At 35.7% G+C, this 13,462-nt stretch carries 15 protein-coding genes; 3 read left to right on the forward strand and 12 right to left on the reverse strand.

The features are described 5' to 3' along the window. Nucleotides 1-3: 3 nt before the first annotated feature. Nucleotides 4-2,241, forward strand: a complete 2,238-nt coding sequence (locus tag IGJ66_RS08200) for an ATP-dependent Clp protease ATP-binding subunit (protein WP_067480837.1) — start codon at nt 4-6, stop codon at nt 2,239-2,241. A 219-nt stretch (nt 2,242-2,460) separates the two neighbouring features. Beyond that, a complete protein-coding gene (locus tag IGJ66_RS08205) occupies nt 2,461-2,784 on the forward strand; it encodes a DUF1827 family protein (protein ID WP_067480834.1) in 324 nt (107 codons plus the stop codon). Between the two features lie 163 nt (nt 2,785-2,947). On the opposite strand, the gene IGJ66_RS08210 is transcribed toward IGJ66_RS08205, so the two are convergent. From IGJ66_RS08210 to IGJ66_RS08260, 11 genes are all read right to left on the reverse strand, one after another. Then, nucleotides 2,948-3,208 carry a hypothetical protein gene (locus IGJ66_RS08210; RefSeq protein ID WP_067480831.1) on the reverse strand — a complete coding sequence of 87 codons (261 nt, stop codon included), beginning with the start codon at nt 3,206-3,208 and terminating at the stop codon, nt 2,948-2,950. Between the two features lie 248 nt (nt 3,209-3,456). Next, entirely contained in the window at nt 3,457-4,338 is an 882-nt protein-coding gene (locus IGJ66_RS08215) for an AraC family transcriptional regulator (protein WP_430616487.1), read from the reverse strand. Nucleotides 4,339-4,468: 130 nt separating this feature from the next. Beyond that, the gene (locus IGJ66_RS08220; protein WP_067480825.1) at nt 4,469-5,011 is read right to left on the reverse strand and encodes a ClbS/DfsB family four-helix bundle protein; all 543 of its coding nucleotides are present in this window, start codon (nt 5,009-5,011) and stop codon (nt 4,469-4,471) included. A 181-nt stretch (nt 5,012-5,192) separates the two neighbouring features. Next, nucleotides 5,193-5,570 carry an HsmA family protein gene (locus IGJ66_RS08225; protein WP_067480822.1) on the reverse strand — a complete coding sequence of 126 codons (378 nt, stop codon included), beginning with the start codon at nt 5,568-5,570 and terminating at the stop codon, nt 5,193-5,195. Nucleotides 5,571-5,588: 18 nt separating this feature from the next. After that, nucleotides 5,589-6,008, reverse strand: coding sequence for a DUF2871 domain-containing protein (locus IGJ66_RS08230; protein ID WP_071868238.1), 420 nt, complete (start codon nt 6,006-6,008; stop codon nt 5,589-5,591). A 9-nt stretch (nt 6,009-6,017) separates the two neighbouring features. After that, nucleotides 6,018-6,428, reverse strand: a complete 411-nt coding sequence (locus tag IGJ66_RS08235) for a hypothetical protein (protein ID WP_067480816.1) — start codon at nt 6,426-6,428, stop codon at nt 6,018-6,020. Between the two features lie 44 nt (nt 6,429-6,472). After that, complete coding sequence (locus tag IGJ66_RS08240) at nt 6,473-7,027, reverse strand: TetR/AcrR family transcriptional regulator (RefSeq protein ID WP_075491212.1); 555 nt, start codon at nt 7,025-7,027, stop codon at nt 6,473-6,475. A 264-nt stretch (nt 7,028-7,291) separates the two neighbouring features. Next, the gene (locus tag IGJ66_RS08245) at nt 7,292-7,453 is read right to left on the reverse strand and encodes a hypothetical protein (protein WP_430616488.1); all 162 of its coding nucleotides are present in this window, start codon (nt 7,451-7,453) and stop codon (nt 7,292-7,294) included. A gap of 419 nt (nt 7,454-7,872) precedes the next feature. Further along, the gene (locus IGJ66_RS08250) at nt 7,873-9,450 is read right to left on the reverse strand and encodes a peptide chain release factor 3 (RefSeq protein WP_067480807.1); all 1,578 of its coding nucleotides are present in this window, start codon (nt 9,448-9,450) and stop codon (nt 7,873-7,875) included. A 163-nt stretch (nt 9,451-9,613) separates the two neighbouring features. Beyond that, nucleotides 9,614-10,990, reverse strand: a complete 1,377-nt coding sequence (locus IGJ66_RS08255) for a hemolysin family protein (protein WP_067480803.1) — start codon at nt 10,988-10,990, stop codon at nt 9,614-9,616. 126 nt (nt 10,991-11,116) lie between these two features. Next, the gene (locus IGJ66_RS08260; RefSeq protein WP_067480800.1) at nt 11,117-12,235 is read right to left on the reverse strand and encodes an AI-2E family transporter; all 1,119 of its coding nucleotides are present in this window, start codon (nt 12,233-12,235) and stop codon (nt 11,117-11,119) included. A 155-nt stretch (nt 12,236-12,390) separates the two neighbouring features. Here IGJ66_RS08260 and IGJ66_RS08265 point away from each other — a divergent pair, with 155 nt between their 5' ends. Then, on the forward strand, nt 12,391-12,834 hold the full coding sequence (locus IGJ66_RS08265) for a GNAT family N-acetyltransferase (RefSeq protein WP_067480796.1): 444 nt from the start codon (nt 12,391-12,393) through the stop codon (nt 12,832-12,834). A 53-nt stretch (nt 12,835-12,887) separates the two neighbouring features. Here the strand turns inward: IGJ66_RS08265 and ntdP are convergent, their stop codons facing one another. After that, the gene (ntdP, locus tag IGJ66_RS08270) at nt 12,888-13,421 is read right to left on the reverse strand and encodes a nucleoside tri-diphosphate phosphatase (RefSeq protein WP_067480792.1); all 534 of its coding nucleotides are present in this window, start codon (nt 13,419-13,421) and stop codon (nt 12,888-12,890) included. Between the last annotated feature and the right edge of the window lie 41 nt (nt 13,422-13,462).

Genomic DNA, 13,462 nt, shown 5'->3' on the forward strand with positions numbered 1-13,462 from the left:
CACATGCTTTGTCAAAATTGTGGCAAAAATGAAGCAACGATTCATTTATACGCAACAGTTAACGGACATCGAGCGCAATTAGATTATTGCCAGAGCTGTTATCAAAAAATGAAAAATCAAAAAAATGGAGGTCTGACAAATATGGCCCAAAATGATCCATTTGGATTTGGTAGTCTTGACGATCTATTCCGTTCAATGTCTAATCAAATGCAACAACAAGGAAATGGTTATGAACAAACACCACCTACTCAATTCGGTGGCGGTAATAACTTTAACGGTGGACAACCACCACAAGGAAATACTGAAGGTTTGCTTGGTGAGTATGGCATTAATATCACTGAACAAGCTCGTCAAGGTGATATCGACCCAGTTATCGGTCGTGATGAAGAAATCAAACGTGTGGTTGAAATCCTCAACCGCCGAACAAAAAACAATCCTGTTTTAATTGGTGAACCTGGTGTTGGTAAAACAGCAGTCGTTGAGGGTTTGGCACAAAAAATCGTTGATGGCGATGTTCCACAAAAATTGATGGATAAAGAAGTCATTCGTCTAGATGTTGTTTCTTTAGTTCAAGGAACTGGGATTCGTGGTCAGTTTGAAGAACGGATGCAAAAACTGATTGAAGAAATCACACAAGCAGAAAATGTCATCTTATTCATTGATGAAGTTCATGAAATCGTTGGTGCAGGTGCTGCGGGTGATGGAAACATGGACGCCGGAAATATCTTAAAACCAGCTTTAGCTCGTGGTGAACTTCAAATGGTTGGTGCTACTACTTTGAACGAATACCGAATTATTGAAAAAGATGCTGCTCTTGAACGTCGGATGCAGCCAGTCCGTGTCGATGAGCCAACTGTCGATGAAACAATTAGTATTTTAAAAGGTCTACAAAAACGTTATGAGGACTACCATCATGTGAAATATACAGATGAAGCAATCAAAGCTGCAGCTGTCCTGTCTAACCGTTACATCCAAGACCGCTTTTTACCTGATAAAGCAATTGATTTATTAGATGAAACTGGTTCAAAGAAAAATTTGACGATCCAAATCGTTGATCCAAAAACGATTGATAAAAAACTGCAAGAAGCTGAAACACAAAAAACGCAGGCTTCTAACGAAGAAGACTTTGAAAAAGCAGCCTATTATCGTGACCAAATCAATAAACTTCAAAAAATGAAGGAAAAACAAATCACCGATGAAGAAACACCAGTCATCACAGAAAAAGATATGGAACAAATTGTTGAACAACGCACAGGTATTCCTGTTGGTGAATTGAAAGAAAAAGAACAAACACAGCTTAAAAATCTTGCAACTGATTTGAAAGCGCACGTAATTGGTCAAGACAACGCCGTGGAACGCGTTGCCAAAGCCATCCGCCGTAACCGCGTTGGATTAAGCAAAAAAGATCGCCCAATTGGTTCATTCTTATTTGTTGGACCTACTGGCGTCGGGAAAACAGAACTTGCTAAACAATTAGCTTTCGAGTTATTTGGTTCCGAAGACTCAATGATTCGTTTCGACATGTCTGAATACATGGAAAAACACAGCGTGTCAAAATTGATTGGTTCCCCTCCTGGCTATGTTGGTTATGAAGAAGCTGGTCAATTAACTGAAAAAGTACGACGTAATCCGTATAGCCTAATCTTGCTTGATGAAGTTGAAAAGGCACATCCAGATGTCTTGCACATGTTCTTGCAAATTTTGGATGATGGTCGTTTAACAGATGCGCAAGGTCGGACAGTCAGCTTCAAAGATACGATCATCATTATGACAAGTAATGCTGGTACAGGTAAAGTTGAAGCAAATGTTGGTTTCGGTGCAGCGAGAGAAGGCGTTACTCGCTCTGTTTTGAATCAATTAAACAACTATTTCACACCAGAATTCTTGAACCGTTTTGATGGCATCATTGAATTCAGCGCTTTGTCAAAAGAAGATTTAATGTCCATCGTTACTTTAATGTTGAATGACGTGAATGAAATGTTGGCACCTCAACAACTTCATATTGAAGTACCTGAAAATGTCAAAGAAAAATTAGTTGATTTAGGATATGATCCATCAATGGGCGCACGTCCACTTCGTCGAACAATCCAAGAACAAATTGAAGACGGGATTGCGGAATTCTATCTAGATCATCCAACAATCCATGATTTGAAAGCAAAACTAGATAAAGAAAACCGAATCGTTATTACATCAAAACCTGAACGTTTGGCAAAAGAATCAAAATCTGAAGCTGTGGAATAATTGACAACTAACAACTATTCGCAGTGTGAATCAAAAAGATAAGTCGTGCTTTCTTCAATTTGTTTTACAAATTTTATAGAAAGTTCGGCTTTTCTTTCTCTCCTTAGTTTTTTTTAAAAGACAATGCAAATTACTGTTCATTTTATGAGAAAAAAATTATAATTAGGTAAATAATTCTGTTACTTATGTACTTATGCGTAAAGAAGAGAGGTGAGCGCCATGAAATTAGTAAACGTGACGAATAGCCATTCACGCCTTGTATTAAATCAATTAGAAAATACTGACGCACATATGGTCAAAGTTTATAGCATGGGAAATACCACAGTTGTCTATACTGAAGCACCTGAACACAATGAGATTTTGCTAGTGAATCATAAGCGAAATATCCGCCAAAATGAAATTCAAGAAGTGCAAAAATACTTCTTGAAGAAACTCCATGACGCAGACTATCGTAAAGAAGATATCACAGTTATTGAACTTGAAGGTATGGTTGAAATTTCTATTCCAAAACAACCACTAGGACAAGAATTAGCATATAATTAAAAATAAGCCTGACCAACAAGAATTGTTCATCAATTCTTGTTGGTCAGGCTTATTTTATTTTTGTCTTTCTTAATATTGAGATAATCATGTTTTTTCTATACTACACTGCATACAGCCATACGTACCTGTACATATATATACAGTAGCTAGTAAACTATTTTAGTTAGTTGTTCTCATTGCTTCTTGCGACACTTAGTTCGTTGCTTAATTTTTTTATTTCTCTGATTCTTTGTTCTTTTTGGGTCTTCATGACATTTTTATTGTTAACTTCTGGTTTTCGAGTCACTCCGCTAACTATTTTTTTGATTTCACTACTGATTGCTTGATTTTGATCCCAGTCTTCAATATCCAATAGTCGGCACAGTCTTAGCATCTCCGCTTTTTTTCTCAATTTTCGTTCTCGTTTTTGCCATTCTGTCTCCATCGTTTCCCACCTCGCTTTCCTTTTTTAAGTTTATATACGCAAAAAAGAATATTTTTTTTATTTAAAAATTTATTTTTCGCAAGTAACGTAAAAATACTCGTAGCGGGAAAACTTAAGAAACTTTTGTATGTACTTTTTCATCCGTTTAGCACCAATCACAAAAAAGCTGGGAGTTAAATTCCTCCCAGCCTCGTAGAACAAAACACAATTATCTCGTCCTTGTAATCTATCGACTTTCTAAAATCAGTTTAACTTTCATCAGTTATTCCTTCTTTTTTAGTAACAGCTAACCAGATTTCACTAGCCAAATTTTCTTGATCTTTTGTCCAACTAGTAAAAGAAATTTCCGGTGCCTCTACTAATTGGTATTCTGATGAAGGTAACCATTCAGAGAAAATCAGTGCCAGTGTTTCTTGTAACACTTCAGGAAACTTTCCACGGTTAGGAAAAATAGCCCATGTATGTTCTGGAACAGTTATCTGTTCCAAATCACTAAAAATATTTTCTTTACTAGTTAAAAAACCAATCATATGGGTTAAGCTTCCCGTTTCTGCTAATCTTCCCTCATCAAAATGATAAGAAGCATTTACTACTTGGTGAGGATATAAGTCACCTAATTGATGCATTTCTTCCCGTTGTTTTTCGGTAATGGATTGTGCCAGTTCAACAATTCTTTGATTTGCTCCCTCAAATTGGATTGGTACACGCTTCGACACACCTACTAGTCGAAATGGCGCTTTTTTTTCAATTTTGAATTCCATTGAAATTCCTCCTCTTACTTCAATATAAAATGAAAGTTTAGGAAAAGATTTTTGAATTCCTATTTTTCTAATCTCTGAAGGTAGGTATCCACTCCACTCTCGAAAAGCTCTTGAAAAACCTTCAACTGTCTGATATCCATAGCTAAATGCGACTTCGGTAACTTTTTTTCCTGAAATCAAGTCTTGATTTGCTAATGCCAGTCTTCGATTTTTAACATATTCCGTTAAAGTCATACCAGCAACAAATGAAAAAGTTCGCTTTAGATGATAGTCAGAAATGCCCATTTGTTGAGCAATTTCAGTCAATGAAAGTTCACCTGTTAAGTTTTCTTCGATATAATCGATTAGTTTGTTTAAGTTTTGAATCATCTTTTCCTCCTAACTTCATTAACAGGTTATCCTTTTGTCCGTGACTATACTTGATTTTAGCTAGACATCTTTAGTCAATTTTTCATAACATGAATGGAGTAAAACAGCTTAGTTTCTTTGTATAGCAAGTTTATTTTTTGCTTTTGATTTGTTGCTTGATTTTTTTTATTGCCCACTCATAGTGACTGGAAGTCGAAGATACACAATAACTGCCTAACGTCGAATGCCCCGTCCAGCTTAGTTGATTTTTTTCAAATAGTTCTTCATTTGTAAAAGAATTGATCACAGTCATTACTTCGTGATGGCTCTGCTCCAACAATTTTTTTGCTTGCTCCAGAGAAGTAGTTTGGTGCTTTTCAACAAATACTTCATTCATTTCTCCATATGTTCGCCAGTTATAAGGTGACGGCAGAAATGAAATTTCTTGACCAGCTTGATTTTCTTTCACCCAAGTTAAAAGTAATTGATGCCATTCATATAAATGAATGAAAACATCTCGGACATTTTTATCTCGACGCCAGTGTTTTTCTTTTTTCTTGGTCAAAAACGCCTCATCAAAGGTAAATGGTGCCTTCTGTTCCTCATCAGTCAACGTATTTACCAACTCCATCAACGCAACAAATTGTTCCTCTGCAAGGAACATCAGATCAGTCTTCGTCTTCGGTCTTGCCATTGTCACTCACTCCCTGAAATTTATTCTTGATAAAATCATAACAAAAAACGGTTCTATTTGTCGCCTGCTAACTTAAAATGTGGACTATACTCTCAGAATGAGATGAAAAAGAGGATGAGATTTTGTTTTATCTCACCCTCTAAAACTGTTTTTTATTTTTAAACTTTTTAGACAAAAATTCCTACTGATTCATGCCAATGAAAATCCCTAGAACGAAAGGAACTAGCCATGCAATCCAGACAAATAAACTAAATTGATGAAATGTCTGTTTGGCTTTGTCGTCTTTTTTAATCAAAATAATTGTTGCCCAAATTGCATGAAAAGCCATTAATAGTAACGCAACTAATCCCGTTACGCTGTGCAAATTAAATGTAAAACCACGACCAGAAATTTTACTCATGATCGTTGTTCCAGCAGTATCAAAGACAAAACCACACCAGAAAACCAATGCATGCCAGTTCAACAATAAACCTTTTTTTCTTTCGGCAAATACTCCAATTGTATAAAACGTTAAAGCTAAAACCATGCAACTAATTGCTGCAATCAATAAAGTTGACATCTACACTTCTCCTTCTTCCTACATTTCATTAAGCATTTCTTTTTTTATTGCTAATAACACCATCAACAATGCCACTGTGACTCCAATATGCGATAAACCCGCAATCCCAGAAATCATGGCATCCACACCAGTAGAAATCGTTTGTTGTTGGATTTGGATTAGCCCTCTAACAACCATCATTACAATCATCAAAGGAAAAGATAAGTTATACAGTATATAAAACTTTTTATATCGTTTATTTTCTTCTAAGCGTGTCACCTTAAAAAGAACTGCTATCAATAAAAAGAGTCCTGTTCCTAAAGCAAATAAATGAGTATGGACAACTGCCAAAACCGTCTGCCCCGTAAAATCATTTAACTTGGTGGCTTCTCGATAAAAAACGCCACTAATCATTGCCAGAACAAAATAAACAATAGCTGTATTCATCACTTTTTTCATATTTTCCGCTCACTTTCTATTTGAATTAAAGTAGTTATACCCAAAAACGATGCCTGCTAAAAACAATGCAGACCCTAGACCACTGTAAAAAATGGCGATAAATTGTTCAGGTAATAGTTGAAACTTTCGAATACTAAAACCTCCAAGAATCATGATTGCCATGATACTAAATGATTTGCCATCAAAAAACTTTAAAAAGAACTGTTTTTCTTCGTTAAGTTCACTGATTCTTTGTGTATGTTTTTTTGTCAAAGGTCCAAATACCATGAACCAAAAGAGTAAAAAAATGAAAATGGATAGAAATATGTTCAATATTCCAACATAATTTTGATATGCATCTATTCCAATCTTTATGACATTAAAACCTGCAAACAGCCAAACCAAACTTGCAATTAATAATAACTGGATTTTTTTTACCATAAGCACTCCTTGTGAACAATGTTCATTTTGCTTTAAAATTTTTACTAATAGATTGAGTTACGGACGAGTTGCAATAAATTTTCATGTTTTTTTTCGCTAATTATTGTGTACAAGAATAGCTCAAATATATAATCGACATATTCTTCCATTGATAATTGTTGATTAAACACACTTTCTCGAACTTGTGAATCTTTTTGTAACGCCTTGAGCATTCCTTGCTTGATGTGGTTCCAATAAGTTTCCATCAATTCTGAACCCATTGCTTGATCTTCCGCAGGCATAACTAACGCATGCGCCGTAAAAAAATTAGGATATAGTTCTTTTCCTTTTTCGATGCTTCTTAGCAAAGCTGCTAAGCAGTCAAGAAAGTTGTTAAAGTCGAAAGATGTTTCAGACAAATGAAAGATTTCTGCCCAAATACTTCCAATTGTTGCAGATAGCAAATGACTTTTTGAAGGAAAATAATTATAAACAGCCCCAACAGAGATACCGCTTTTTTTGGCTAAAGAACGGATATTAACCGCCTGAATCCCTTGCTCTTTCACAATTTCTTTACAATAGCTAATCAGTTCTTCTTTTGAGCTAACAGCATTATTCATTACTCTTCCTCCTCTAACATGAACAATGTTCATATTGATGATACTAAAATTTCATTTAGTCGTCAACAAAAAAAGTTGAAGCATGAGATATACTTGTTTTTTACCTGTTCAGTTTTCTTACTATTTTTAGAAAAATATTCCTTTTGACTTTTTCAATTACACAAAAAAAGCCCATCAAAAATAGGCTCTTCTGTGCTATTGTTTTATCTTTTAGCTAGTTATTTCTTTCTATTAATTCATCAAGTGTTTTCTCAAGCATTTGTATTAATGATACCCTCGCCTTTTGATTTCCACCCCACCGATTGTTACAATTGTTGCAACCAACAGAGTGACTCCACCAACAACAATAAAGGAAGTGTAGTCAACATAACTATGATCAAGAAACATTTCAACGCTAGCAATAGTAAAAAAAATCAAATAAACCAAGATGAATAGTAACCACTTAGGCAAAGACAGCTTTGAAAGAAGCAACATTGCCCCATAGAGAAATAGAAACGTATAGGTTGTTTGCATGTTACTAAATAGGAAGCGATGATTGAATAAATTTAAAAAAACTTTCGCCTATTGCAACTAAACTAACCACTGCAATCATCCTATAAAATGGTGATTTCTTAAGAATTTGATCTATTTTTCGAAACATGTCTGGGCCCTCCTCACATCATTTTTTCTTCTATGTAATCAATCAAAATCCATTTCTTTTATACTTAATCCTGTACTTTATTATAGCATAGGAATGTTTCGATCATTCCAAACAAAAAAAGCCCTTTTCCATCAAATTTTGACAAAAAAGAGCTTTTGTAAGTGTACGATTTTTATTTTTTACAGCTGATTCACGAGCAATCTTTTTAGAGCAAACTTTTCAATTCAACATCCGGATACTTGTCGCTAAACCAGCGCATGGCGAATTGATTTTCAAACAAGAAGAGTGGTTGATCGAAACGGTCACGAGCTAAGATATTTCGACTTGAACTCATCTTTTCGTCTAGGTCTTCTGGATTGATCCAACGCGCGATTTTATTCCCCATTGGCGTCATAATGACTTCTGAATTGTATTCATTCATCATTCGGTATTGGAAAACTTCAAATTGGAGTTGTCCTACAGCACCAATAATGTATTCTTCAGTCAAATAAGTTTTATACAACTGAATTGCACCTTCTTGAACCAATTGTTGGATTCCTTTATGGAAAGATTTTTGTTTCATCACATTTTTTGCTGTGACTTTCATAAACAATTCTGGTGTAAATGAAGGCAATTCTTCATAAGCAACTTTTAATTTTCCTTCATATAAAGTATCACCAATTTGGTAATTTCCGGTATCATAGACCCCAATAATATCACCTGCAACTGCATTTTCGACATTTTCACGAGCATCTGCCATAAATTGAGTCACATTACTTAATTTCAATTTTTTGCTTGTACGTTCCAAAGAAACGTCCATTCCGCGCTCAAATGTTCCTGAACAGATTCGCACAAAGGCAATTCTGTCACGATGTGCAGGATTCATATTTGCTTGAATTTTAAAGACAAAACCTGAAAATTCTTCTTCGTAAGGACTAATGACTTGCTCATCCCGGGTTTTATGTCCATGTGGTGATGGCGCTAAGTCTACAAAAGTTTCCAAGAAAGTTTGCACCCCAAAATTCGTTAGCGCTGAACCAAAGAAGACAGGTGTTTGCTCACCTCGTGCAATTTTTTCCGCATTAAAAGCATCGCCGGCTTCTTTGACTAACTCAACCTCTTCCAATACTTGTGAGTAAATTGAATTTTGAGTTAATGGATGATTGTCAGGCAACAAGCCATCTTCATCTAGTTCAACTAAACGTTCATCGTTATAGTTTTCAGGACGGTAAAATTCCACACGATTATGGTAAATATCATATAAGCCTTCCAACCCTTTTCCCATACCAATTGGCCAGTTCATTGGGTAAGACTCGATATCCAATAATTCTTCGAGTTCTTCAAGTAATTCAAGTGGTTCGCGACCATCACGATCTAGTTTATTGATGAAAGTAAAAATCGGGATACCGCGTTTTTTGACAACTTTAAATAATTTTTTCGTTTGTGCTTCGATCCCCTTCGCGCTATCAATCACCATCACTGCACTGTCGACAGCCATCAATGTTCGATAAGTATCTTCAGAGAAGTCTTCGTGTCCAGGTGTGTCCAAAATATTGACGCGTTTTCCTTTGTAATCCAATTGCATCACTGAACTGGTAACTGAGATCCCACGTTGTTTTTCGATTTCCATCCAGTCAGATTTAGCAAAATTCCCTGTTTTTTTTCCTTTAACCGTACCGGCTTGGCGAATTGCACCACCAAACAAAAGTAATTGTTCAGTAATCGTTGTTTTCCCCGCATCCGGATGGGAAATAATCGCAAATGTGCGGCGATTATCAACTTGTTGTTTTAATTCCTTGTTCATAGATTAACTCCATTTCTTCATCATTTATTTACTGTTTCCGCGAATACCTAATAGTCTCGTCTTACAACTAGATTAGTATATCATGTATTTCTTGAATGAAACAGTCAGTGAGTGGATAAATTCAAAAAAGAAGCTATGATTTTCATCACAGCTTCTCTTCGTTTTATCTTCTAAGTTCGTCGTCTTCGAACTCTTTTCTAAAATAACGACGTTCCTCTTCTGGCTCGACTTCGACTTCTTCTGGATCATGGAATTGGACACGAATTTTTAAAATTCTTGATCCTTCCATTTCTTCTGAAATCAATGTCACGTTATCAACATCAAACGAAAGCTTTTCGCCTTCATCAGGAATCAATCCTAATGCTGTAATCAAGTAACCAGCCATCGTGTCGACATCGCTCATATGAAGATCTGTGTCAAACGCTTCATTGAATTCGTCGATCAGCATCCGTCCTTGAATGATATATTCATGTTCTGCTACTTTTTCATAAAGGCTTTCAACTTCATCAGATTCATCGTCGATTTCACCAACGATTTCTTCTAGCAAATCTTCTAAAGTTGCTAAACCTACTACACCACCATACTCGTCAAGCAAAATGGCCATTTGATTTTGTGTTTTCTTCAATTCATACAACAAATCATCAATAAAAATTGTTTCAGGAACAAACAATGGTTCTTGCATGATTTTACGAATTTCTAAATTAGCAAAGCCAAATTTGTGAGCAGCTTTTAATAAGTTTTTCGTATGAAGAATCCCGATTACTTTATCCTTATCTTCGTTATAGACAGGTATTCGAGAATAGTTTTCGGATAAAACTTCATTGATATTATCTTCAACGGAATCATTGATGTCGATCATAAAAGCATCCGTTCGAGGTACCATCACTTCTCGCGCAACTTTCGTATCTAAAGAAAAAACACCTTGCAACATTTCTAGTTCTTCATTATCCAAGACACCTTCTGTTTCCAACATGTAACGCATTTCGTCTCGAGTCATCTTTGAGTCCTCATCGTCAAATGTCATCGGAGTGATTCGGGCTAACAAACTAGTTGAGGCAGACAACAACCACACGAAAGGTTTTGCTACCACACCAATTGCTCGGATAAAACCAGAAGTTAATTGTGCAACTTCTTCAGATTTATTCAAAGCGATTCGTTTTGGATAAAGCTCACCAAAAACAATCGATACATAAGTTAAAATCGCTAAAACAATCACACTAGCAAGATTTTTTGCTGCCGCACTACCACCTAGCACTGGAGCAAGTTTCTCAGACAACGTATTGGCCAAAGAAGCACCAGATAAAATGTTGACCAACGTAATCCCAACTTGAATCGTAGATAAAAAGTTGGTAGGGTCTTGCAATATTTTCAAAAGTTTTTGTGATTTTGTATCTCCTTCTTCAGCTTTTTGTTCAACCCGGTTTTTATTGATAGACACAACCGCAATCTCTGAAGCAGCTAAAAAAGCATTGATCAATGTCAAAACGATCAATAATAAAATCTGCGCTAACAGCGACTGACTCTCAGGGTCAGCATTCATAATCGCATTCTCTCCTTGTTAAGTTAAATTTTTTTAGTTTACGATAGAAAAAAACGTGGCTAGGTAGCCACGTTAAAATGGTATCACAAAGCGATTTTCTTTGCAATAAAAATAGCGGTGCACGTCTTATGGTGTCGTCGCGATTTTCTTCGTACTTTCGTTTCGCTGATCTTCCTTAACGATTTTGATAACATAAGAAACAATTGTTTTACAAATCGCATAAAAAGGTACACCTAAGAAGATTCCTAATAGTCCAGCAATATTTCCAGCAACTAATAAGACGATAATAATTGTTAATGGATGGATTTTCAATGATTTCCCAATAACATTTGGATAAATGATATTTCCATCTAGTTGTTGAACGACTAATACAACGACACAGCAAAGCAATGCTTTAAATGGCTCATTGAAAACCGTCACTAAAAAGGCTGGAGCTAACCCTAAATAAGGACCTAAGTAGGGAATCAAATTGGTCAATCCTGCAATCACGCCGAATAAAAAGGCATAATCAACCCCTAGAAGAAAATATCCTAGGAAGGTAAATGTACCGACAAATAAACATTCGATTGCTTGCCCACTAATATAGTTAGCTAATGTTTGATTCAGTTGGCCAAGTAATTCGACAATTTGACTTCTTCTTTTTTCTGGGAAAAAGCGCTCAATATTCGGTACTAACTTTTCACCATCTTTTAGCATATAGAACAAAATAAATGGTGCCGTCACAATCACGATTGTCGCAGAAGCAATCGTTCCAACAATCGAACCTAAGCTAGAAGAGATTCCGCTTAAAAATTGTTGAATGATTCGCCCATAAGAAATATCTAGCTGGTCTAAATATTTGCTGATATTCACTTCTTTAAAAATCGGCAATTCTGCCATTTCTCTTAACCAGCGTTCGACCTGTTTGATGAAGTCAGGCATGTTTGAAGCCAATGAAGAAATTTGTTGTACCAGATTTGGGATTACGCTTAGTAAAATCCAAATAATTGCCGTTAATAACATCAGCAATACAAGAACCACTGCCCAAGTTCGTTTGATTTTTGTTCGCATCAGCAACTTAACAATCGGATTCAAAATATAATACAAGAATCCAGCAATTAAAACTGGTGCAAATAAGGTTGAAAAAAATGTCCCAATGGGTTCAAATATAAAATTGATTTTTGAAGAAACCAAAATCAATGTGGCTAAGATCAATAATTCAAAAGACCAAAACATTAATTTGGAATTTCTCAGTTTTTCAAACAATCGATTTCCTCCTTTTCTCTTTTTTATAGTATAGCGCATCTAGTTTAAAAATTCTTCTCTAACTTCTCTTTTTTTATCTAACGACTAGGATTGCCACGGCTTTTCATTTCACAAACTTTCCAGTATACTAAAAAATAATGAGAGGTGATTGTAGAATGAAAATCGTACAAACAAGAGATACGTTAAGTGGGATTTATTTAGATGCTATTCGCATTCGACATCAAGTATTTGTCGTTGAGCAAGGCGTTCCATTAGAACGAGAAATTGATAAAGATGAAGCTAGATGTATTCATTTTGTCCTTTATTCAGAAAAAAAAGAACCCTGCGGAACTGTTCGTTTACTACCATTAGATAATGGCAAAATGAAATTGCAGCGAATGGCAATTCTTCAAAATTTCCGTCAACAAGGTTTAGGAAATCATTTAGTGAAAGAAGCGGAAGAATTCACCAAAAATCAAGGCTACAATACCATTCTTTTAGGTGCTCAAGAAACTGCTGTGAATTTTTATTCCAAACTAGGTTATGAAATTTATGGCGAACCATTTGAAGATGCGGGAATGCCTCATCTACATATGCGAAAAAAAATGTCACAACCATAAAAAAGAACAGCGAGTTTAAGAAAAATTTCTTAAGCTCGCTGTTCTTTTTTGTTTTACTTTCGCGACAATTGCTTATAACGATCATACCAAACATCAATATAGCCTTCAGAAAAAGGTCCTTGTTCATTATTGATCCAGTCAACTAAAATCTTCACATTCTCTTTTAAAATGAAGTCGATGTCATTAGGATAATGCATGATTTTACTATGCATTTCATATTCATCAACATCCAACAATCGTTTCTCTCCATCAGGAAACACCTTGATATCTAAATCATAGTCGATATACTTCAAGGCTTCATCGTCTAATAAAAAAGGTGAAGCTAGATTACAATAATAGGAAACCCCCTTTTCACGAATCATTGCTATTACATTAAACCAGTATTTTTTGTGGAAATACACAATCGCTGGTTCTCGCGTTACCCAGCGGCGACCGTCAGACTCGGTAACTAAAGTGTGATCGTTCACGCCAATCATTGAGTGTTCGCTTGTTTTTAATACCATGGTATCACGCCACGTTCGATGCAATTTGCCGTCGTGTTTGTAACTTTGGATCGTGACAAACTCTCCTTCTTTTGGAACTCCCATAGCAACCCTTCCTTAAGCAGCATCTTGTGCTTTGTGTTTGG

Source organism: Enterococcus sp. DIV0176 (assembly GCF_050528535.1).
GTDB classification, from domain to species: domain Bacteria; phylum Bacillota; class Bacilli; order Lactobacillales; family Enterococcaceae; genus Enterococcus_B; species Enterococcus_B thailandicus.